General features: G+C 61.4%; 18 protein-coding genes and 1 tRNA gene. 12 read left to right on the top strand and 7 right to left on the bottom strand.

What is annotated here, in order from left to right; genetic code table 11:
- Positions 1-266 precede the first annotated feature (266 nt).
- The 5 genes from DN412_RS17105 to repC all read left to right on the top strand — a co-directional run bounded on the left by DN412_RS17105 (position 267) and on the right by repC (position 10,940).
- Positions 267-2,084, top strand: coding sequence for an ATP-dependent nuclease (locus tag DN412_RS17105; protein ID WP_115212742.1), 1,818 nt, complete (start codon positions 267-269; stop codon positions 2,082-2,084).
- Positions 2,085-2,134: 50 nt separating this feature from the next.
- Positions 2,135-3,346: an ATP-binding domain-containing protein gene (locus tag DN412_RS17110; protein WP_244222678.1), complete on the top strand. Its 1,212-nt coding sequence runs from the start codon at positions 2,135-2,137 to the stop codon at positions 3,344-3,346.
- 100 nt (positions 3,347-3,446) lie between these two features.
- Positions 3,447-7,226 carry an AAA family ATPase gene (locus DN412_RS17115; RefSeq protein WP_161564008.1) on the top strand — a complete coding sequence of 1,260 codons (3,780 nt, stop codon included), beginning with the start codon at positions 3,447-3,449 and terminating at the stop codon, positions 7,224-7,226.
- A 1,795-nt stretch (positions 7,227-9,021) separates the two neighbouring features.
- On the top strand, positions 9,022-9,936 hold the full coding sequence (locus DN412_RS17125) for an AAA family ATPase (RefSeq protein WP_115212721.1): 915 nt from the start codon (positions 9,022-9,024) through the stop codon (positions 9,934-9,936).
- Entirely contained in the window at positions 9,933-10,940 is a 1,008-nt protein-coding gene (gene repC / locus DN412_RS17130; RefSeq protein ID WP_115212722.1) for a replication protein C, IncQ-type, read from the top strand. The genes DN412_RS17125 and repC overlap by 4 nt, the downstream gene beginning before the upstream one ends.
- 566 nt (positions 10,941-11,506) lie before the next feature.
- Here repC and DN412_RS17135 read toward each other — a convergent pair.
- Positions 11,507-12,301: a hypothetical protein gene (locus DN412_RS17135; RefSeq protein ID WP_115212723.1), complete on the bottom strand. Its 795-nt coding sequence runs from the start codon at positions 12,299-12,301 to the stop codon at positions 11,507-11,509.
- 556 nt (positions 12,302-12,857) lie between these two features.
- Here DN412_RS17135 and DN412_RS43420 point away from each other — a divergent pair.
- Both DN412_RS43420 and DN412_RS17140 read left to right on the top strand, forming a co-directional pair.
- Positions 12,858-13,025 carry a hypothetical protein gene (locus DN412_RS43420; protein WP_161564009.1) on the top strand — a complete coding sequence of 56 codons (168 nt, stop codon included), beginning with the start codon at positions 12,858-12,860 and terminating at the stop codon, positions 13,023-13,025.
- A 131-nt stretch (positions 13,026-13,156) separates the two neighbouring features.
- Entirely contained in the window at positions 13,157-13,513 is a 357-nt protein-coding gene (locus DN412_RS17140; protein WP_115212724.1) for a hypothetical protein, read from the top strand.
- A gap of 231 nt (positions 13,514-13,744) precedes the next feature.
- Here DN412_RS17140 and DN412_RS17145 read toward each other — a convergent pair whose 3' ends face one another.
- Positions 13,745-14,170 carry a hypothetical protein gene (locus DN412_RS17145; RefSeq protein ID WP_115212725.1) on the bottom strand — a complete coding sequence of 142 codons (426 nt, stop codon included), beginning with the start codon at positions 14,168-14,170 and terminating at the stop codon, positions 13,745-13,747.
- Between the two features lie 159 nt (positions 14,171-14,329).
- Here DN412_RS17145 and DN412_RS45855 point away from each other — a divergent pair, with 159 nt between their 5' ends.
- A complete protein-coding gene (locus tag DN412_RS45855) occupies positions 14,330-14,515 on the top strand; it encodes a DNA-binding protein (RefSeq protein ID WP_161564010.1) in 186 nt (61 codons plus the stop codon).
- 135 nt (positions 14,516-14,650) lie between these two features.
- Here DN412_RS45855 and DN412_RS17155 read toward each other — a convergent pair whose 3' ends face one another.
- The 3 genes from DN412_RS17155 to ispB form a co-directional block, all read right to left on the bottom strand.
- Positions 14,651-16,228 (bottom strand): site-specific integrase, encoded by a 1,578-nt coding sequence (locus tag DN412_RS17155; protein WP_115212727.1) that lies wholly within the window; start codon positions 16,226-16,228, stop codon positions 14,651-14,653.
- Positions 16,229-16,401: 173 nt separating this feature from the next.
- A tRNA-Pro gene (locus DN412_RS17160) sits at positions 16,402-16,478 on the bottom strand.
- Positions 16,479-16,603: 125 nt separating this feature from the next.
- Positions 16,604-17,533: an octaprenyl diphosphate synthase gene (gene ispB / locus DN412_RS17165; protein WP_115212728.1), complete on the bottom strand. Its 930-nt coding sequence runs from the start codon at positions 17,531-17,533 to the stop codon at positions 16,604-16,606.
- Between the two features lie 528 nt (positions 17,534-18,061).
- Here ispB and rplU point away from each other — a divergent pair.
- From rplU to proB, 4 genes are all read left to right on the top strand, one after another.
- Entirely contained in the window at positions 18,062-18,373 is a 312-nt protein-coding gene (rplU, locus tag DN412_RS17170) for a 50S ribosomal protein L21 (protein WP_006576525.1), read from the top strand.
- Between the two features lie 39 nt (positions 18,374-18,412).
- Entirely contained in the window at positions 18,413-18,673 is a 261-nt protein-coding gene (gene rpmA / locus DN412_RS17175; protein ID WP_010814747.1) for a 50S ribosomal protein L27, read from the top strand.
- Positions 18,674-18,868: 195 nt separating this feature from the next.
- The gene (gene obgE / locus DN412_RS17180) at positions 18,869-19,966 is read left to right on the top strand and encodes a GTPase ObgE (RefSeq protein ID WP_115212729.1); all 1,098 of its coding nucleotides are present in this window, start codon (positions 18,869-18,871) and stop codon (positions 19,964-19,966) included.
- 98 nt (positions 19,967-20,064) lie between these two features.
- Positions 20,065-21,183 (top strand): glutamate 5-kinase, encoded by a 1,119-nt coding sequence (proB, locus tag DN412_RS17185; RefSeq protein ID WP_115212730.1) that lies wholly within the window; start codon positions 20,065-20,067, stop codon positions 21,181-21,183.
- An 89-nt stretch (positions 21,184-21,272) separates the two neighbouring features.
- Here proB and DN412_RS17190 read toward each other — a convergent pair whose 3' ends face one another.
- Complete coding sequence (locus tag DN412_RS17190; RefSeq protein WP_115212731.1) at positions 21,273-21,854, bottom strand: CNP1-like family protein; 582 nt, start codon at positions 21,852-21,854, stop codon at positions 21,273-21,275.
- Entirely contained in the window at positions 21,847-22,530 is a 684-nt protein-coding gene (locus tag DN412_RS17195) for an RNA pyrophosphohydrolase (RefSeq protein WP_115212732.1), read from the bottom strand. The genes DN412_RS17190 and DN412_RS17195 overlap by 8 nt, the downstream gene beginning before the upstream one ends.
- Between the last annotated feature and the right edge of the window lie 121 nt (positions 22,531-22,651).

Consider the following 22,651-nt stretch of genomic DNA (forward strand, 5'->3'; position numbering starts at 1 on the left):
AAAGAGTTCGCAGACTATGAACCCATTAAAAAATTTTCAGGTGGACCCAGCTCGACCGAGACCACCTGAAAATTTTTCGCGATTCGACAGAATCGCCATCCTGTCTCCAAGCATTCCGCGCAACTTGTGCGGCACTACCGCGCATGCTGTGTGGCATGCCGCAATGCTTGTGCGGGTACATTCGCCTCTTGACCCCGCTGCAACCGACATCACAAAGCCTTGGTACATTGGCTAGAATGCGCATAGACGTGCAAATAGGGGACGCTGTGCAGCTATTGACGCTAAGCATTCGGAACTTTCGGGGAATCCGCCAGGCGGATATTTCGCTCGGGTTGCACAACGTCTTCATCGGCGCCAATAATTGTGGCAAGACTACTGTCATCGAGGCGCTGGCCTTGCTCTTCGGCCGAGACCGACTTGTGCGTGCCCTCACAGAGCATGACTTCTTTGGTGGCAACCCTGTTGCGACTGACCGCATCAAGCTAACGGCGACAATCGTAGGATTTCCCGGCAATGACCCAGCCAAGAATACTGACTGGTTCACTCCTGATAGAGCCGTTCCCAAGTGGATTGACCCTGAGACCAGACAGCTCATCCCAGAGCCGAGGGACGCAAAATCGCTCCTCGCGTGCCAGATTGAGTTTGCCGCCAGGTTCGACCGCCAGAACCTTGAAATCGAAACCGCGCGCTACTTCGTTGACGACGAAGATTGCGACGTGTTTGACGAAGAAAACTACCATTCCGTTCCTCAACGTCTTCTAAGGGAGTTGGGGTTCTTCCTGATACCGGCAAATCGCGCCTGGGACCGAGTCATCTCTTTTGGTAGCGAACTCTTCCGTCGAGTGGTGAGTTCGGGAGATGGCCTTCCCTCTCAGTCCGTCTTAGCGGAGCGTGACCGTCTGAGAGCGCCAACCGAGCCGGTGGAGAATGACAGACAGATATCTCCAATCATCACGGCGCTCAACAATGAGCTTCACGGCTTTTTTCAGACCGTACCGTCGCTGCGGTTGAGAGTCACCTCGACGGATAGCGAGGGGGTCCTAGATGCGTTGGTCCCGCACTTTGCTCATGGCGTCGACGGTCCAGTCATACCTGCGCGTCGCCAAGGTACAGGCTTGGTTTCGCTACAGAGCCTATTGCTACTTCTCCAGTTAGGACGCCGTCGCGCTGAGGCTGGTCAGAGCTTCTGGATGGCAATGGAAGAGCCTGAATTGCACATTCCTCCCCCTTTGCAACGCCGCGTGGTCCAGCGATTGCAGTCTTTATCCAGACAGACATTCATTTCCACTCATTCGCCGACCGTGGCAGGGATGTCTGACCCACGGGCGCTAGCTGTTCTCCGAAACATCGACGGTGTTCTAACCTCTACTTCTCTGGACTCTGTCAAGTCTCAGGCCAGTGACAAGAACGGAGTGAGGAAGTTATTCGAGTTGCATCGGCAGGACACCATTGCTGCCTTGATGCACGATGCGGTGCTTATTCCCGAAGGCCTAACTGATGGCGAACTGTTGGAGCTCCTGACCGCTGCGGTTGACGCACAGCAGACTTGGGAAAGCGATGACGAGTCGCGATTCTCAGCCCACGTGGGACTCGTTCGCACTCGAGACGCGGCGGTAGTTGACACCTACAAGCGCCTACGTTCTCTACATCCGAAGACTCTCTGTTTGGTTGATGGCGACGTCAAGGGTAAGGAATACATTGCCGGGCTCGGCGCACTCCCTGAGCCGCCATCGCGTGCATTGAGGTGGTGCGATGACTGGACCATCGAGGACGTTGTTGGGTGGGTTGTCGATGCTGCTCCCGAGTTGGTCAATGGTATCGAGGACATCGCGCCGCCTATCGCATCAGTTCAGGAACTTGTTGCCCGCCTTAAGAGCGATGACCGGTCCGACGGTGGATTGAAACAGAACAGAGTTGCGTATGAGGGCGTGGCGCAAGCGATTGCGTCGACACCTGCGGCCCGCTATCGCGCCCGCGAACTTCTGAACGCGGTGACCGAGGAAGCTCTCGGGAAGCGCTCAACGCTCTTCTCCGACGGAGTGGAAGGGAAGGCCAACTTCCTTGTACGGGTTTTCAAGCCATGAGTGTATGGGGTGTGAGCGGAGCAGCAGGATATGGCAAGACATTCAGGCTCATGGAGAAACTGGAGGAGGAGTTGCTCGCGAACCCACTCAAGCCTGGACAGTCCATTTTGGCGTTGACGTTTATGCATGGTGCGCGTCAGCGCCTCGACCAGAGACTTCGTGGTATTCCGGGACTGAGGGGCCGCTATAACTGTGTAACCGTTGACGGGTTCGCAAGAAACATTCGAGAACGCTGGCGGCAGCTTGCGACCCACCTTTGCCAGCCCTCCACCGATGAAGTCGATTTCGACCAGCAATGCAGTCTCGCCGCCGACTTGCTCGAGCGGGCGGTGGTCGGAGGCTGGGTTGGTGCAGGGTACCCGTTGGTACTCTTGGACGAAGCTCAAGACCTTGATGAGGGACGGGTGCGTCTTGTCTCTTCTCTGGGTGACCATGCCAAAGTCTTGGTGGCGTTTGACGATTTCCAGTGTCTGGACAAGGAGCGGCGCCCGAGTCCAATTGTTAATTGGATATCTAGAGCCTGTGAGGTGGAGGTTCTCGACAAGCCGCAGCGCACGAACGTCCAAGAACTTCTGGATGCAGCCACTGCGATTCGCGATGGCAGGCCCCCAACCCCTGGCAAGGTCTTCGACGTCATTGGGTTCAAAGCGCCTGCTATGGCCGCCGCTTATATAGCGTCGAAGCTGACTTACGCAAAACCCCGCAGAAGCATCGCCATCATTACTCCATCTAGGTCAAGGGGGCATGCCGAGCAGCTCGTCACTTACATCTCCACTAAACAACGCGGGCAGAGGAAGCTTGGCCCCTTTCCCACAACGTGGGAGGAACTCGATTCGGGTGCCCTGCACCAATTGAAAGGGTTGCTGTCCACTGAGATTGACAGCCTTGAAGCAACCCGGAGGGGCATTGCAGGTATGCCAGATTCGACACTGCGTACTTCGCTCTTGAGGTGGCTCCAGCGGCAGGAGAACGTCGCTGGGCGTTCAAGTGTTTCTGCGGCAGAGGTCTTGGTGAGGGCGAAGCGTATCGTCGCGTCTCATCGCGCGCGGGCGTACAAGTCAGACTTGGGGCGCCGGGCGTTGACGGTTCATCAGGCGAAGAACCGCGAGTTTGATGGCGTCATTGTTATCTGGCCCTATACCGTAGGTTCTGACGACGAAGGCAAACGGCGCCTCCTCTATAACGCAGTGACGCGAGCCAAGAATTGGTGTTTTGTTGTAGTTCAGGGAGAAGAGAGCGTGAAGAAGGCGCCTTTTGCCTGATGTCCCACAAGAGCGGGATGTGCGACCGCTGCTAATGGGCGGAACCGCCAGCCCGACATTCCAGGCGCAGTTGCAGTCAAGATGAATGAGGGAGAAGAGGATGACATTCGTGAATCACATCTCGATTCGGGTCCCCTGGCATGACGACCAGTGGCGGGGTACCGTATGCAAGAAACCACGTGACAATGGCGCGTGCGTAGTACTGCCAGAAATCGCTGAGGCCAAGCGTGATGAAGCCGAGATATGTATCGCGGGCCGCCGTTTTGACGAGATTGAGGAAAGCATGTTGCCGCCTTGCCTAAAGGAGCGGGCAACCTTCATGGCCCCCTTCACCTTGCGGCGCAACCTTACACACCCGTACAAACATTCGGATAGTGCCGCGCACAACGACCTGCAGACGATGGGACTGCAGCAACCTCCTTTCTCCGCAGCGTGCATTCCGTTCAAATGGATGCGTCGCGAGTTTGCCGACGACATCGCCAAGGGCTGGCGCTTGGACTATGACCTCGCACGCGAGCCCACCCAACCAAGCTGGTTGACCGAAGGCGGTTGGGTTCAAAATGGTCGCAACCAGCGGGCAATGCTCGATGGCTTCTTCTCTGCCATCAAGGTAGAGCGCTCGCTGTGCTTCTTTTATGCCAAACAGACGCCATTCTCGGATGACCCAAGACGCGTGCTAATCGGCGTTGGGCGTGTAGAGCAAGTCGGCAAGCCTCTCCAGTACGAACGCGAAGGAAAGTTGGCAGATGCAGACACCTCTTATGTCTGGGACGTGGTAGTCCGCCATTCGATTCGTGCGGAGGTCGGCGATGGTGGGTTCTTGATGCCGTATGCTGAGCTAGCGGCAGCTCAAGAACAAGGGGCGGACGTGGACTGGAGCCGGTGTTTGGCGTTTTCGCCGGCGGACCGGCTTTCGGAGTTCTCATACGGAGCCGAGCATGTCACCCACGATGGCGCCTTGTCTTCGCTGCTCGAGTGCCGGTTGGCGCTTGAAGCGGCGAAAGAGGTGCTCCACCGGGCGGACGGTGTCGCGCAAGCGCTGCGCTGGATTGACGCGAGAATCTCCGAGCTGTGGAAGCTGCGGGGCCCCTATCCTGGACTTGGCGCAGCATTGTCTGCATTTGGAGTCCAGCACGGGAACTTCTTGGCGCTGCATTTGGCAGAGCACTTGAACGAGAACGACGACCCGTGGCCACTTGTTGACAAGGTCATGCGCAAGCCAGCGTCCCTGCCACCGACGCTGGCCAAGCTGGTCACTGGTGACCTGACTGGCCAGTGGAAGGCGCTCAAGGCTAGTCGTCTGGACTTGCTCAAACTCCTAGCTCGCTTTGCATTGACAAACGAACAGGCGGCCCGACTTTACGTTCGAGCCGAGCGCGGCGCTGCCGGGCTTGAGTACGAAGATTCGCAGCTGCTCGAGAATCCGTATCTTATCTATGAAGGCGACCGCTTCTCTGTCCCGACGTCGGATGAGGGAAAACTGGAGCGCGTGACACTGGAAACCATTGACCGGGGCGCGTATCCGGCGGACGTGGTTGCCCAGAAGCACCCACTGCCAGACCCGTCGCGAATGTCTGGACCTTTGGACAAGCGCAGAGTGCGGGCCCTCGTCATTGGGCAGCTTGAAGCGGCCGCGCTCTCCGGCGGTCACACCATGCTTCCTGAAGACATTGTGGTTCTCGGAATTCGCAACGCGAAGCTGGAGCCGCCGTGCCCGGCTTCGGAGGACGTCATCGATGCTGTCGCCGAGTTTCTTCCCTACGAAGTTAGCAGGGTAGTACTGAAAGGTGGCAAGCCCGCGTTGCAGCTCTTGCGATACGTCGCCTTCAAGAAGCTGCTTTCAAAGCAAATCTCTGACCGGGTCCACCAAGGCAAGAGGTTCACGTTCCAGGACGATTGGCGAGCACGCCTGGATAGGCTTCTTCCAGAACTTGATGAGGCGGACAAAGACGAGGTGAGGGCACGTGAGGAAAAGGCAGCCGCCTTGGCTGAGCTTGCTGCCTCGCGCTTCTCCGTCCTGGTCGGGCCGGCTGGCGCGGGCAAGACGACTGTGCTCCGAGCGCTGTGTCAGCACGAACAAATCGCGGCAACGGGCGTCCTCTTGCTGGCACCTACGGGCAAGGCGCGTGTGCAGTTATCGCAAAAATGCGGCCATGACGCTCAGACAGTGGCTCAGTTTCTTGCCGGCTGCGGAAAGCGCTACGACAGTCGGACGGGTGTCTACAAGACCGTTTCTGGCGCGCCTTATAAAGGCTGTAAGACTGTCATTGTCGACGAAGCCTCGATGCTCACGGAAGATATGCTGGGTGCGTTGTTCGATGCGGTAAAGACTAGCGTGGACCGACTCATCCTGGTCGGTGACCCTCGGCAGCTGCCGCCAATCGGTGCCGGCAAGCCTTTCTTCGATGCAGTCACGTACCTCACGCACGACAAGCCCAATGTCGTGTTTCCAATGGTCAGGAGAGGGTATGCCGAGTTGACCATTCAGCGTCGGCACAAGCAATCGGGCGAGCAGGATAGCTACCCGGTCGACTTGCAGCTTGCTAATTGGTTCAGTGGCAGACCGCTGGCACCTGGCGAGGACGAAATCTGGTCCATTCTGGAAGGGGCGGGGGATACTACTGGGCGTGTCGTGACGCACCGCTGGGATACGACGGAAGAACTCCGTACGAAGTTGTTAGAAGTCCTGCGCACAGAACTTGAATTGCAGTCGCTCGAGGACCAGCAGACATTTGCAACCAGTTACGGTGGCGTGTTAGGCGACAAGACCGTGGAATTCAATCCAGGCGCAGCCACGAAGGTCGAAGCGTGGCAGGTGCTGACCCCTCTTCGCAATGATGTGCTGGGTGCAAAGGACATCAATCGCCTGTTACACAAGACCTTCCGCAAGGATGCTGTGGCGTGGGCAGGCAGACGGTCTGACAAGCGGGGTCGAATCACGCCTGCGCGCGGTCAGGAAGGTATCGTCTACGGGGACAAGGTTATCAACGTGCGGAATCACAATCGCAAGTACGTCACCCCGCAGGAAGAGGCGCTCGAGTACATCGCCAATGGCGAGATTGGTGTCGTCGTAGGCGAAATGCTGAGCGCTGGCGCGAAGGGCAATGCGCCTTGGCTAACAAAGGTGGAATTCTCTTCGCAACCTGGATTCGTCTATAACTTCGCGCCGTGGGATTTTGATGATGAGCGCAGCGCGCTGCTCGAACTGGCCTATGCAGTGACAGTTCACAAGGCCCAGGGGAGTGAATTCGGTACCACCATTCTGGTCTTGCCCAAGAAGAGCCGGCTCATCACCCGCGAAATGCTCTACACGGCGCTGACCCGCCAGCAGCGCCGAGTGGTCGTCCTCCATCAAGGTGATTTGTCGGAGCTGCAACAGCTGGCCACCGATGAGAACGCCGTTATTCCGGGGCGCTTCACGAATTTGTTCGAGAAGGAAGACCCCTCGATGCTTCCGGCACCCGTGGAAGTGAACGGAAAATGGATGGACGAGAAGCTCATACACCGCTCGCGTCGAGGCACCGCGCTACGCTCGAAGTCGGAGGTCATCATCGACGACGCTTTGGCAGCGCACGATGTGGTTGCGGGGTATGAGGTGCCGTTCTACAGCGCAGACGGCCTGCATTACCGGTTGCCGGATTTCACCATCGAGGACCAGGCGCTAGGACGCACCATTCTATGGGAGCACTGTGGAATGTTGTCCGATGAGGGATACCGGAAGCGCTGGGAGAACAAGCTGCAGTGGTACCGGGAGAACGGCGTCCGCCTGCTCGAGGAAGGTGGCGGTGACAGGGCAACGCTGGTCGTAACCCACGACGATGAGAAAGGCGGAATCGACGGACAAAAGATAGATGCGCTGATTGAAGAGCTCTTTGGCTGACTGACACGTTCCTATACGTCACAGGACAGCTGCGAAATGTGCCAACACTTCGCACGAGGTCAGAGGCGCTGCCAACGCCTGCCATTGCCAACGTTCATCGTCATGCAGTGAGCAGGTCGGCCGCCAACCGACCTCGCTCACTATCTCGTCATTTCTTCCGGCGCTCATCAGTTAGCCACCGATGCCGCAGCGCGTGATGCGTCTTAAAAGGGCGCCCGTCACGTGCCGGAAGGGGGGCGGGGAGTAATCCCCAGCGGTTTCCGCTGGGAGTAATCCCCCGCCTCTACTTCATGAACGAAGCCACGGATAACCCGTGCGATTCGGAAACGGACAGCCGGCGCATTGCGCGAGGCTGGGGCATTCGCCTGTGACCACCGGACTCATCACCCGGTGCGAGCTCCTGATTTGTTGAATGCGGTATGGCGGCGCGTATTCGCGCCGCTGAAGCCCGCCGTCGGCGTGCTACCTGGCGCCCCTGAAAAGGCCCAGATGCACGACGAAAAGCCCCCACGTAGACAGGCAGGGCAGCGCGAGGCCGGTCAACAGTACGTTGACGGGTCGAAGCCTGCAGGGCCAGACATGACACCGAGTGAGAATCGGTGGAGGAGTCTGGCACGGGAGTGAAGGATGACCGGGGTCGCGCCCGGAAGTGCTTCACCTCGCCGAGAGCAAAAGCGTGTAAGTGCCCGCGAGGGCATGGGGAGAGTAAGAACCAGCTAGGGCCTGAAGTGCCTGGAATTCCTGGAAACGAGCCGAGAATGTTGCGATGAGTACCACCCCGCTTAATGGGTTCGGGGGTGCGAAATCTGGAGATGCGCCAGAAAGCAAGACGGTTCGTGAGGGACTGGTGGTCTGCTCGCCAAGCTCAACACTTCTAACGAAGGCAAAATGGGCGGCGGTCCGGGGAGATGGCTACCCCGGAAACCAACGCCTATAAGACAACTGCTCGCGACGAAGGTCGGGCCACCAGCAATGGTGGGTCAGTCCCGAGATGCAAACTGGAGCGTGCGGTTGAGCGGCCGGCCGTTGGCATACAACGGTCGAGTCGGAAGAGTCGTGACGAGACTCGTGATGAACGAGAGCCCCGGGTGGCACCGGGCTCAAGGGGAATGGGCGCCGATGACAAGGCGCCCACCGTCCATAGTCCTGCCTACACACTTCCTATCGGCTGGCACCGAGACGAGGATGGCAGTGACCTATGGGGTGGAAGTTGGGGCTGGCACCCTAACGAACCGCCAGTGAAGGAGAGGGAAATGCTCGGCAACGGGCGCAGGGGTTTCGCCCCCTCCCTTGATTCATGATTCGGATACCGGCGGCGTCCCGCCGCCGGTTTTCTTTCAGGACTCAAGCAAAGCGAGACAAAAGCGCCGACAAAAGAGCCCGCCACCTGGTGGGCTCTTCCCCTTCGCAAACGTGCAGCGCGGTCGGCGAAGGCGGCTGCGGGTGCGGCTTTCACGGAGGGAGCATCGATGACCTGGATGGTCGCCGGTGCTGAAGGATAAAACGGTTGGTTACACCCAGAGCCACGTCGTGGCACCTGCGAGCGCGTAGAGCCCTGTTGCCCAACGTGCTCCAGCGAAACGCTTCTCTGGAGTGAACATCCCATGTCGAAACTGTTAGACATTCATGAACTCGGGGCCCTGCTCGGTCGCAGCCCTGAAACGATTAAAAAGGATTTGCGCCGAAATCCTCTGGCCGTCCCGCCCCGTCTTCATATCCCCGGCACGCGCCTGCTCCGGTGGCGCCAGGCTGATGTCGATGCTTGGCTCGCGGAGCATGTCGTGGGAGGTGGGCAATGACCACACTCGCAGACCTGCGCATGAATATTCGGCAAATCCTGCGTACCCCACCTCCGGCGTTGAAGTACGTTCTCCCGGGGTTGCTGGCGGGAACGGTTGGCTCGTTGATTGCTCCTGGCGGGCTTGGCAAGACGACGCTCCTGACGCAAATCTGCGGCGCCATTGCATGCGGCCAGCCCGTTCTTGGAGGGGCGCTGGATGGCACCGACCGGTCTCCGGCCAAGGTCGCGCTGTTCTTGGCCGAGGAAACGTTGGCCGTCATGCACCACAAGGTCCACGAGGCCACAGAGCAATTGGCCTCGTCTATGGCATCCAGAAGCCGCGAAGACCGGCACGCCTTGCTGGAGCTATTGGACGCCAATCTGGGCATGTATCCCATGGGTGGCCACGGGTCACTGGTCCGAATGGGGGACGGCACAAAGGAATACCGCCTGCTGGTGGAGTTGTGCAAGGGTGCCCGCCTGATTGTGTTCGACCCGCTGCGACAGTTTCATGAGGGCGACGAAATCGATACGGCGTTCATGACTGCGGTGGTCATGCAATTTCAGCGTCTGGCACGCGAAACAGGTAGCGCGGTTCTTCTTGCACATCACGCCAATCGCAGTTCCATTTCGAGCGGTACGGGGGAGCAGGTCGGCGCGTCACGAGGATGTACGGCCCTCACGGACGGCGTCCGCTGGCAAGCCAATCTATCGCCGGTGTCCGAATCGTTGGCGAATGAATTCGGCATTGACAGGGCCGATTTGCGTCAATTTGTTCGATTTGATATCTCGAAGTCCAACTATTCGGGCCCACGCGATACCGTGGTGCTGCGCAAGGCGCCTCAGTCCGGGATGATGTCGCTCTGGGTGCCGAATCAGCCATCGACGCGTGCAGTGACACCGAGGAAGCGAGCGGGAGCAACGCAATGAAGTGGACGCCCCGGGAAAAGCGTATCGTGCGGTACGACCCTATGTTGCCGACGGCTGCGATATTCGGTTCACTCAGCAAAGGCCCGCGCCCGAAGTTGGACGCCAGATGCGAATTTGGTGGGGTTGAGTGGCGGTTGCGCGGACCGGATATGCTCGGCATGCCTGAGCAGACCTTGCTGTTGGTATTGCTCGAGTTGGCCACGGAGCAGTATTCGGCAGGACACGCCGGCCTGAGTGATTGGAACGCATTGGTCGGCGCTCTTGCAAATGGGGCTGACAGCCCCGACGCGATGCCGCCGGTGCCAACCCGTGAGGGTGAGCCTGTGGCGCTGGCTACGCTAGCTGTCAGCTACAGCGAGTTGATACGGCGTTGCGGCCGGCAGGCCGAGGGCGGCAACGCCGCCCGGCAAATTCGCCTAGAACTGGAGCGACTTTGCGAGGTGACGGTATGGGCGACCTCACCATCTGGGGTGCAGGTCTGTTCTCGGCTCCTGCAGTGGCGGCGTGGCGACAGCAATGGCGTGCAGGTCGTGCTCAATTGGCGACTGACTGAGATACTCGTGGGCCGGCAGTTCTCGCCCGTCTCGCTGACTGAACGTCTGGCATTGCGCTCGGACGCTGCACGCGCCTTGCACTGTGCGTTGTCGGTGCGAATCAGGCTGGGGAATACCATGTCTTTCAGGCTGGACACGCTGGCCTCCTATGTCTGGCCAGACGGGCGCCCGGTTGCGGCATCGACGCTGCGGCGCCGGCGTCAGTTGTTGCGGGTTGCATTGAGCGACATCAGCCAGCTTCCGGGATGGACGTTGAAAGCGTCTGCTGGGTCATGCCTGGCACAGGCCGAATCTGTGACAGTCACTCGGCAGCGTTTTCAGGATGAGGCGCGTGCGTCCATACCGAAGCGCTCGCCGCGTTGCCACAAGCAGCCACCTAATAGCAAGTTGGAGGCTGCTGAGCAAAGCGTCCCAAAGACGCCGACTGACGTCTCTGGCTGGTTCACTTGATATGCGGGCCAAGCGCGTTCACGAAAAGACGGGGCGTAGCACGACAACCAGCCCGTCGTCCTCGTAGACGACCTTACCCCGCGCGGGGCGTTCACATAAGTCCCCCGTCTTTACGTGAACGAAACCCTGTCATTATGTGAACGCTCGGGCAGACGGAAGGTCTTGTGAAATAAGGGTTTTCAGGCGATTTCGGCGTTCGCTCTAATCTTTCTCTAGAAAGATTAGTCTCAACAGGGCGGAGTGTGGCCGGCGGGGCGTTCGGCCTCCGCCAGCCACCTCAAGCGGTGCAAGGCACCGGTCTATGTTAGGGCACGCCAGAGGCGTGCCGAACTACGCCCAGGAAGCAGTCTTTGGGCGAAGCCCTGGCAAATATCCCAGTACGTTTCGATTGCGGCTTTTCGTGTCAATCGGTTGGCCAACGTTACCGTGATGGAAGGCGTTCGGATACGGGAGTGCTGGATTTCACAGTTCAAGGACCCTCATCAGGCGGGCGATGCGATATGCAATGCCAGGGCGCTGCGCGCTGGACTGTCTCGGGGCGCAGCGCTGCAATTGCTCGAACCCAATTAGTCGGAACCGACCCCGAGAATCCAGCCCTCGATTTCCGCAATCGCTCGCTCTGCAGGGGGTAGCCGGGGGTGAAGCGCCGCCTGCAATCGACCATTATGGTCAGCCCGCCGTAGCCACTCCGCAACGGTGTACGCGTCGTGCTGGTCGCTTGTCATTCCGCCCTGCGCGGTGAACACGTGCCTCCACATCGACGGATACGCTTCGACGATTGCAGAGCGCCCCGCTGGAACGTCCCAGCCGTCGAACGGCCAGAAATGAACCCTATCGCCAAGCTGTCTGTGGAGATACAGCAGCCACGGGAGGCCGGAATGCGTCGATTTGGCCACCGAGCCCTGCACGTCGAAGTGGAACGACGACTTGGCCTTGCAGCGCTCTTCGGTGATGCGTCGCCACCTGGAATTCCCTTGCCGGGCGGCGCCGTTGCCGGCGAGACCATGGCGGACGAAGTCAACGTTGACGTGCGCCTCGTCGGTCGGCCAGTGTCGTTGAAAGTCTTCCAGGAACACGTACCAGTCGGGCTCCAAGTGATGGACCTCGAAGTACCGTAGCGGGAACGAGAAGCTGTGGTCGATGCCGACGATGGTAGGAACGTCTTCTCGTAGAAGGTCCGCCAGCCAAATAGCAATGCCACGCCGTGTCCAGTACTTGCGAGGACTCGGGGGAGGGAGGACTTCCACTGGGTCAGCATTCTGATGGGTGGCCATGTAAGCCCGTAGGCCCTTCAAGCTGTCGCCGGGAGTCTGGGCTCCAGAATAGTCGATGCCCACGTAGCGTCGAAAAGCGGCTGACATGCTGAGTGGCCCTCCAAAGTTTGGGTCTGTTACGAGATGGACAACGCCGCTGCGGCGAGACTTACTGGAAAGCGTGTAGTGAGCCATTCCGACTTAGGCGTTACCTCGTGTCCCATCCCATGGGCCTGCCCTGCAGGAGGTAGAAAAACCAACGGCCGCTTTTCCGGCGGCCGTCGCATGCAGGGTTCTCTATCTGCCTTTCGGCAGAATTCCTACTCCAGGTCGGACCCGGATGCCCGGGCGGCGCTGCGTTTTTGCACCCGCTTTACGCAGTCTTCGGCGCCCATGATACGCAGCAAAAGATGCCTAGCCAAGTACGGCTTCAGCGACTTGCTCCGCCAGCAATTCCGGGCCTTCTTCTGCTGACGCACGCAGCACATCAAGATACTCGCCGTACTCTGCGACTCGCTTGGGTTGATTCCCCTGGAAGACGTTAACGTGTGTGAAATCTGAATAGAAGCAACAATTTTTTTAATGAACTCACGTTGAGGGGCGGCGGCGAGGAGGGCGCCTGAGGCTTGCTGCTTTTGGCTCGTGGCACCTCAGCGTCCCAGTCGTGGTCGCACTCATCGCGGTCGTCAGCACTTGTGTGGTCGTAGAGAAAGCCACGGTACTGCCGGAAAGCGACAAGCAAGTGTTGCTTTCTTGCGACGAAGCAACCGAAGATAAAAAAAATATTGCAAGCACTCAACAACGCAGCCAAATAGAAACAAACGCTGATTAATGTAGAAAAATAAAGTTAGGTGAGTGCATCTGATTGGATGCAGTTTTCAAGAAGGCGCTTCTTATCTACACTTATCTCGTTATCCAGGAATATTGGATTTCTGGAGATAATCTGAATTGAAAGGCTTGTAAATGAAAATTGCTTCGGTAGAGCTGACGCGGGTGTGTACCATTGGTGGAGAGTGGAACGGGCTTGGGCATGACGGTGTGAATACTTTCTGGGAAGAGCCGTATGCGTCTGAGAGTCTCGCAAGTTTCGACACGTTTCGAGCTGCTCTGGTGGCTAGTATCAACGCCTTCCCGTACATCCATTACGACGATGATGCACAGCAAATCGTGCAAGTCAGCGACGACTGGGAACTCTTCGGGTATGACAAAGACGGTAATTGGACCGCTCGCACAGGACTCGAAGTGCTCAAGCTCAAGGTACCGGACGACAAATTCTTGCTGGATTGGTATCAGGACCTCAAGGCATCGAGGGGCGCTTAGACTCCTCAAAGGGTATCCCTGCGGCCGCGTCAATATGGCGCCGCGCGCGTCGTTTCCGGTAGAGAAGCTCCGCAAGCTGTCAGCGCTTGAGCGGGTCACGCTGGCGGATGCGCTTGAGCAGGCGTGGTATCGCGCCACAGAGGACGGGAAAGACCCCCTCGAAATCCTCGCAGACCTAGGTATCGACGTGCAATGATTCAAAAATGGCCCCATGCGGGGCCATTTCTTCTGCTAGACGCAAAACGTGGCGGCGCACAGGCGTGACCACGCTGCCCGGAGCCTGGGCAGCAGGATGTAAGGCTCGCTGAAGGGCGCACCCGCTTCGATTTCCTCGACAGTCTGCCTCGGTTCATGCCACAGGGACCGCTCGAGCCGTACGCGCTCATACAGCAGGGCCCAGCGGCCGCGCAGCGCTTCCGGCGCGCTGTTGGCCACCTGCGCGAACAGGTCGGCGCATGCCAGAGACCATGGCGCCACCGCATCGAGCCCGCTATCAAGCATGACGCTGTCATCGGCCATCGCGTAGCCGACACGGTCTTCAAGCCATTCTTGCAGGCTCTGTCCGGATTGCTGGGCCGCTGACAGCGCAGCGGCGCACACGGCGGGAGACAAGTGGAGGACCGTGCGGACGCCGGTGAACTCGGTAGTCTTATTCATCTACATTTCCCTTTAAAAATAATGCCAAAACAGCATGCACAAAGAAGGTCGGGAACGCACCAAATTTAGATTACGAAATTCAACTATCGATTACGTAATCCGACGTCTTTGCCTATACGTGCTATGCGCCCATGGGCGGATTTCAGAGGAGGGCAAATAATGGCAGGACGACCGGGCATCACCTTGGTCGACGTCGTGCAAGCCTGCGTCGCGCTCAGGCACCAAAAGCGCCGCGTCGGCCCGAGCAATGTGCGCTCGCAGCTGGGGCGGGGCAGCATGACAACGATTAGCCGGCATCTGCGGCGCTTGGCGCTACGGCAGGAGCCTCGCCCATCGCGAGGCTGACGGATGATTCAGAAGGCACGGCCCACCCTTTGGTGGGCCGCTTTCCTTGCGGTGAAGTGGCGCCCTGGCGGTGCCATGCGCCGGCCTTGAGGTTTCCCGCGCTATCGCCACGCCGTGGGGGCTGGCGCCACTGCCTCAATGGCCGAGGGCGCGGCGGCCGGGGAAGGGGATGATGTTGGTCGTCGCGGCGCCTGGCGCGGCAACGGGCGCAGGCGCGGCGGGAGCAGGCTGCGGCCCGTCGGCCAGCACGTCGGAAATCGACGGCCCCGTGCCACTGCGCAGACGCAGGCGGCCACGGTGGACGACCGTGGCCTGGCCTTCCCCCTTTGCCGAGAAGGCCTCGTCCAGCGAGTGGGCCAGCTTCGTCGTGCAGAGGTGGGCGTAGCGCATCAGCATGCGCGTATCGCGGTGGCCGCTGAAGGCCTGCAGGTCGACCAGCGAGAACTTGCGCGTCTCGGCCACCCGGCTGATGCCCTCGTGGCGCAGGTCGTGGAGGTGCAGGTCGTCGAGGCCGGCGCGCGCCGCGATGCGCTTCCAGGCCTTCTGCAGCGTCGAGTCGTTAATCGGAAACACGAGTTCGCTGTCCCGGCCCAGGGTTTCGAGCCACGCGACCAGGTCGGCGCGCAGCGGCAGCTTGCGCGAGCGGCCGTTCTTGGTTTCGGGCAGAAACGCCGTGCGGCCTTCCAGGTCGACATTGTCCCAGGTCAGCGACAGGGCCTCGCCCCGGCGCGCGGCGGTCATCAGCAGAAACTGGGTGAGGGTCTCGTGCAGGGCCACGTGCACGTAGTCCTGTTCGGCCTGGGCCCGGCACGCTTCCAGGGCCACCTTGATGTGCCCCTTGCGCTGGTAGACGGTGGGCAGCTGTGCGGCGTGGGCCCGGGCTTCGGCCATCAGCGCCTCGGTGCGCAGCTCGATGGAGCGCAGCCGGTCCTCCTCGCGGGCGGCGGCGAGCAGCCGCGCCTCCTCGCCCGATTTGAGCCGGCGGTCGCGCTCGTTGAAGTAGCGCGGGCGCCGGACGCCGGTCATTGGATTTTCGGCGACGCGGTACTTCCAGACCGTGATGGCGACCTTGCAGATGGCCGACAGCACGTCGACCTCGCGGTCGACCGTGGCGGGCGCGGCCACCTCGAGGCGGTCGTTGATGTAGCGCTCGAGGTCGAGGGTCTCGACCTCGGCGAACGGCTTGTTCATCCAGTCGAGGTCGCTGGCCGGCGTGCGCATGGCGCCGCGCGCGGTGGTGGCGCGGCCGCCGGCGGCCTGTTCGGCCGCGCGCTGGAGGTCGCGCCTGGCCAGCGTGCCGTCGAGGTCCTCGAGCCAGCCGAGGCACTTGTACTTCTCGACCTTTTCCCAGCCCTTCTTCTTCGGGCCCTCCTCCTTGATGTAGCGGCGGATGAGGTCGGCGAAGCTGACCTGGTGCGCCTTGGTGTAGTCGACGAACAGGCCCCGGCTGCGTTCCTCCTCGATTTTCTGGACCAGCCTGTCGGCCTCGTCGAGCGACCTGGCAGTGTAGTTCAGGTCCCGGTGGCCCTTCTGGCGGATGCGGATGGCGATGGTGTCCTCGCGCTGGCCGAGGCTCGGCTTGTAGCCCTGGCGGCGCAGTTCGGCGTGGTAGGCCTTGGCCTGCTCGAGCTGGCTGTAGGGAAAGGTGCGCGCGAGCGCGTCGTTGTTCTTGACGGTGACGGTGTAGCGGCTGCGGTTCTCGATGTTGGCCATCTGCGGTGTCCTCAAAGCATGGTTGAAAACCAGTGCAGGAACCGTTTTTATCCGTGCGCGGAAGTGGCACGAAAGCCATGGGCGGTGGCGCAGATTTGGCGCAGACGACCCCAGAAAGCAAAAAACCGCACAGTCTCCTGTGCGGTTTCGCCCTTGATTCACAAGGATAATTCTGGTCGGGGTGAGAGGATTCGAACCTCCGGCCTCTACGTCCCGAACGTAGCGCTCTACCAGGCTAAGCTACACCCCGATTTGGTTCGCTGGCAGACGTTTGACCGTCAGCAGCAAAGAACGTAAGTTTAGCAGCGTTTTTTTGGGAATGGAAGAGGGCGAGGAAAATCGCCGTTCGTCCCGCTTCCGCTGCCTTCAACGTCGTCAGGACTGACGCTGCAGCGAGAACGCGCAGAGCTGGATCAGGGTTTCCTTCAGCTCGGACGGCGGGAACTGCCGTGCCGCCTGCTCTGCGGCCTCGGCCTCGCGCCGTGCGGCCTCGAAGGTGACGTCGAGCGCGCCGCTGGCGTGGATCGCGGCGAACACGGCGTCGAAGTGCTCGGTGCCGCCCTGCACGATGGCATCGCGCGCCAGCTGGCGCTGCTCGGGCGTGCCATGTTCCAGCAGGTGCAGCAGCGGCAGGGTGGGCTTGCCTTCGCGCAGGTCGTCGCCGGCGTTCTTGCCCATCTGCTCGGCGCTGGCGGTGTAGTCCAGCATGTCGTCGATCAGCTGGAAGGCGGTGCCGATGCGCCGCCCGTATTCGGCTGCGGCTTCTTCCATCTGGGCGTCGGCGCCCGCCAGCACGGCGCCGAGTTGCGCGGCGGCCTCGAACAGCTTGGCGGTCTTGTAGCGGATCACCTGCAGGTAGCGCTCGACGGTGACGTCGGGGTCGTGCATGTTCAGCAGCTGCAGGACCTCGCCCTCGGCGATCACGTTGGTCGCGTTGGACAGGATCTCCATGATGCGCATGCTGCCAGCATCGACCATCATCTGGAACGCGCGCGAATAGAGGAAGTCGCCCACCAGCACGCTGGCGGCGTTGCCGAACACGGCGTTGGCGGTGTCGCGGCCGCGCCGCAGTTCGGACTCGTCGACGACGTCGTCGTGCAGCAGGGTGGCGGTGTGGATGAATTCCACGACGGCGGCCAGCTCATGGTGGCGGTTGCCGTCGTAGCCCATCGCGCGTGCCATCAGCAGCAGGATCACCGGGCGCAGGCGCTTGCCGCCCGCGCTGATGATGTATTCGCCGATCTGTTCGATCAGGGGGACTTCAGAAGACAGCCGCTGGCGGATAACAGCATCGACCGCGCGCATGTCTGCAGCGACCGGGGCAAGCAAGGCAGTGGCGGAAGGCTGGGGCAAGATGATCACCGTTACGCAAAACCGGACGATTATATGCGATGCACGCGGCGTTCTACGTATGGCCCACTATCTAAAAGTACCCGATCGGGGGATGCGCCCAGGGGGTTCGGATGGGGCGCATCTATAATGCTGCCATGAACAAGCACGCACCCCGTCGCCCGTTGCGCCGCACCGCGCTATGGGTGGCGTTTGCCGCACTGGCGGGATTCCTTCTCGCCGACCTGATCTGAGCCGCACGCCGCACTTGCTGTGGCGAGGCCGCCGCTCACAGGCTATGTGCCTGTTTTCTTTGCGCTTTTCCAGGATCTCGTTTACAATTGCCGGTTTCCTCCGGTTGTTGTGCTCGCTTTGCGGGTTCTGACCGGCGGGAGATAACCGGGCCGCAGTGAGCCCGCCCATGTGCTACGCCGTGCTTTGACCGGTTGCGCAGGGCGCGCCAGTGCCGGCAAGGCGTTTTATTCACATCCGAGAGGTTCGACAATGTACGCGGTCGTAAAAACCGGCGGCAAGCAATACAAGGTTGCTGCTGGCGAAAAACTTAAAGTAGAACAGATACCGGCAGACATTGGCGCAGAAATCACGCTCGACCAGGTGCTCGCAGTGGGCGCCGGCGACCAAATCAAGTTTGGTACGCCGCTGGTTAGCGGGGCTTCCGTCAAGGCTACCGTTATCTCCCAAGGTCGTCACGACAAGGTGAAGATCTTCAAGATGCGCCGTCGCAAGCACTACCAGAAGCGTCAGGGCCATCGTCAGAATTACACCGAACTGCGCATCGAAGCGATCGTTGCCTGATCGATCGAGCGTAACCAGGTAAAGCGACAGGAGTAAGACATGGCACAGAAAAAAGGCGGCGGTTCCACGCGGAACGGCCGTGATTCCGAATCGAAGCGTCTGGGCGTGAAGGTGTTTGGTGGCCAGGCCATCAACGCCGGCGGCATCATCATCCGCCAACGCGGTACCCGCGTGCATGCCGGCGACAACGTCGGCGTGGGCAAGGACCACACGCTGTTTGCCCTGGTGGACGGCCACGTGCAGTTCGCCGTCAAGGGCCCTGCCAAGAAGCAGCAAGTCAGCGTCGTTCCGGCGGCCTGATAACAGCCTTTGCAGGATGAAGGCCCCGCAACCCTTGCGGGGCTTTTTCTTTTCTGGCCACAATTAGAGGCACTATCAAAACGGTCCCGGCGCCGCAGCACCTGCGCCGCGTTTCGATAGCGCCTTTTGCGGTGTGCCCGGCCGGGTAGGCGGCATCCCGCCGCCCATGCGCCGATCCATCACGGAAAACCCATCATGAAGTTCATCGACGAAGCCCGAATCGAAGCCATCGCCGGCAACGGCGGCAATGGCAGCGCCTCGTTCCGGCGCGAAAAGTTTGTGCCCTTCGGCGGCCCGGATGGTGGCGATGGCGGCCGCGGCGGCAGCGTGTTCGCCGTGGCGGACCGCAACATCAATACCCTGATCGACTTCCGCTACGCCAGGAAGCACGTCGCCCGCAACGGCGAGAACGGCCGCGGCTCCGACTGCTACGGCGCCGCCGGCGAGGACATCACGCTGCGCATGCCGGTGGGCACGCTGATCATGGACATGGACACCGGCGAAGTCATCGCCGACCTGACCGAGCATGGCCAGCGCGTCTGCCTGGCCGAAGGCGGCATGGGCGGCTGGGGCAACCTGCATTTCAAGTCCAGTACCAACCGCGCGCCGCGCCAGCAGGTGGACGGCAAGCCGGGCGAGCGCCGCATGCTCAAGCTCGAACTCAAGGTGCTGGCCGACGTCGGCCTGCTGGGCATGCCCAATGCCGGCAAGTCGACCCTTATCTCGCATATCTCCAACGCGCGGCCGAAGGTGGCGGACTATCCGTTCACCACGCTGCACCCGAACCTGGGCGTGGTGCGGGTGGACCATGAGCAATCGTTCGTGGTCGCCGACATCCCCGGCCTGATCGAAGGCGCCGCCGAAGGCGCGGGCCTGGGCCACCAGTTCCTGCGCCACCTGCAGCGCACCGGCCTGCTGCTGCATATCGTGGACCTGGCGCCGTTCGACGAAGCGGTTGACCCGGTGGCCGAGGCCAAGGCTATCGTCAACGAACTGAAGAAGTACGACGAGACCCTGTACGACAAGCCGCGCTGGCTGGTGCTGAACAAGTTCGACGTGGTCCCCGAGGATGAGCGCGCGGCCAGGGTGAAGGATTTCCTCAAGCGCTACAAGTGGAAGGGTCCGGTGTTCCAGATCTCGGCGCTGACCGGCGAAGGCTGCCGCGAGCTGATCTACGCGATCAAGGATCACCTGCAGGCGATCAAGGCCGCAGAGGCCGCGGCGCTGGCCGAGCCGGACATCCGCCTGGACGGGCGGCTGCACAACGTCGACCAGGGGCAGGACGAAGCATAAGCGGGACGGCCGCCGGCGCGTCCCAACCCAGAAGAATACCCACGGACAATTCGGGCGCGGCGCCCGCCGCCGGCTGCCCGGGAGACAGGATTCCCGTCATGCAATCGGTCATCGCGCAGGCAAAGCGCATCGTCGTCAAAGTCGGTTCCAGCCTGGTCACCAACGACGGCAAGGGTCTGGACCACGACGCCATCGCCCGCTGGGCGGCCCAGATCGCCAAGCTGCGCGTGGCCGGCAAGGAAGTGGTGCTGGTCAGCTCCGGCGCCATCGCCGAAGGCATGCAGCGCCTGGGCTGGGTGCGCCGCCCGAAGGAAATCCACGAGTTGCAGGCTGCCGCCGCCGTCGGCCAGATGGGCCTGGCGCAGGTCTATGAAAGCCAGTTCGGCCGCTACGGCATCCGTACCGCGCAGGTGCTGCTGACCCACGCCGACCTGGCCGACCGCGAACGCTACCTGAACGCGCGCTCGACCCTCCTGACGCTGCTGTCGCTGGGCGTGGTGCCCATCATCAACGAGAACGACACCGTGGTCACCGACGAAATCAAGTTCGGCGACAACGACACGCTGGGCGCGCTGGTCACCAACCTGATCGAGGGCGATGTGCTGGTGATCCTGACCGACCAGCGCGGCCTGTACACCGCCGACCCGCGCAAGGACCCGGCCGCGCAGTTCGTGGACGAGGCCCTGGCCGGCAAGCCCGAGCTGGAAGCCATGGCCGGCGGCGCCGGCACGTCGATCGGGCGCGGCGGCATGCTGACCAAGATCCTGGCAGCCAAGCGCGCGGCCAAGTCCGGTGCCCATACCACCATTGCCTCCGGGCGCGAGGCCAACGTGCTGGAGCGCCTCGCCGCGGGCGAGGCCATCGGCACCCAGCTGCTGGCGCCGACGGGGCGGCTCACGGCGCGCAAGCAATGGATGGCCGACCACCTGCAGCTGCGCGGCCGGGTCGTGATCGACAACGGCGCGGTCGAGAAGCTCACCAGTGGGGGCAAGTCGCTGCTGCCGATCGGGGTGACGGAAGTGCAGGGCGAGTTCGCCCGCGGCGAGGTGATCGCCTGCGTCGATGCCCAGGGCAAGGAGGTCGCGCGCGGCATCACCAACTATTCCAGCGCCGAGGCGCGGCTGATCGCACGCAAGCCCTCGTCCGAGATCGAATCCGTGCTCGGCCACCTGAACGAGCCCGAGCTGATCCACCGCGACAACCTGGTGCTGGTCTGACCCGGCATCGCGGCTGAAAGGCCAGGCGCAAACAAAAACGGCGGGGCTGCCAGGCAGTCCCGCCGTTTTTTTTGTCGATGCCGCGCGCTTCAGCGCTTGCGCGGCGCGCGCGATTGCAGGTCGCGCACCATGGCCTCGGCGGTGCCGGCCACGGTATGGGCATCGCAGAAGAAATCGATCGCCAGCGTGGCCGCGTAGGCGTTGCGCGCGCCGCTTTCCATGCGGTGCCAGGTCTCGCCGTAGTCGCTGCTGTTGGGCACCCACTCGGTCGCGCCCTTGGGCAGGGTGGCGTAGAGCTTGCGCTCGAACACGTCGCAGCGCATGCCTTCAAAGGTCACGTTGCGTGCGCCGCTGTCGCTGGTGGTGACGACGGTGTAGCGCACCACTTTGTCCTTGCCCACCGAGACCGACTTGCCGTCCACCGCAAACGACAGCGAGCCGGTGCCCGACACTGAGAACGGGATCAGGTTGGCGTCCTGCGGCGGCGCCGGCAGCATGGCCTTGGCCTCCTCGAAGGTCTTGGGCGCGAACGGGTTGATCCAGGTGCTTTCTTCCTGCGCCATCTCCTTGCCGGTGGTCTTGCAGCCGGCCAGCGCAAGGCTGGCTGCGGCAAGCAGCAATCCGGCAGCGCTCAGGCCGCCGCGGCGGCCCAGGCCGGTCAAACTAGTCATCAGTGCTCCGTGAAGTGGAAACCGGCGTCGCCGGCGATACGTGTTCCGCCGCGTGCCCGGCCTCGGCATTGCAGTCGGCGTCGGCCTGCTGCGCCTGCTGGGCGCGGCTGAGTGCCTGGCTGCGCGGCCCGCCGTGCCGGCCATGCACGCCGTGGGGGCCATGCATGCCGTGCGTACCATAAGGACTCAGCGGCACGCGCGGGTGCCGGTTCAGGAAGCGCGACAATTCCGTCAGCGCCAACTGGTAGACATCGCGCTTGAACTCGATCACCGCCTCCAGCGGCACCCAGTAATGGCTCCAGCGCCAGGCGTCGAATTCCGGGTGCTCGGTGGCGCGCAAGTGGATATCGCAGTCCCTGCCGGCCATGCGCAGCAGGAACCAGATTTGTTTCTGGCCCTTGTAGTGGCCGCGGATCTCGCGGCGGATGAACTTGTCCGGCACCTCGTAACGCAGCCAGTCGCGCGTGCGACCGACGATCCTGACGTGCTCCGGAAGCAGGCCGGTTTCCTCATGCAGTTCGCGGTACATGGCCTGTTCCGGCGTTTCGCCGTACTTGATGCCACCTTGCGGGAACTGCCAGGAGTGTTCGCCGATTCGCTTGCCCCAGAAAACCTCGTTTCTTGCGTTGAGGAGGATGATGCCGACGTTCGGGCGAAAGCCTTCACGATCGAGCATGACTGCACCTCGAATCCTTTAGAATTACGCTGATTATAAAGGAAGCGCGCAGCCGGGCCCGGACCGGGGGATGCTGGTTTTCCCCGAGCGGAAGGGCAGTTTCAGGCGCGTGCGCATAATT

The organism is Cupriavidus lacunae, assembly GCF_003353055.1.
Taxonomy (GTDB): Bacteria; Pseudomonadota; Gammaproteobacteria; order Burkholderiales; family Burkholderiaceae; genus Cupriavidus; species Cupriavidus lacunae.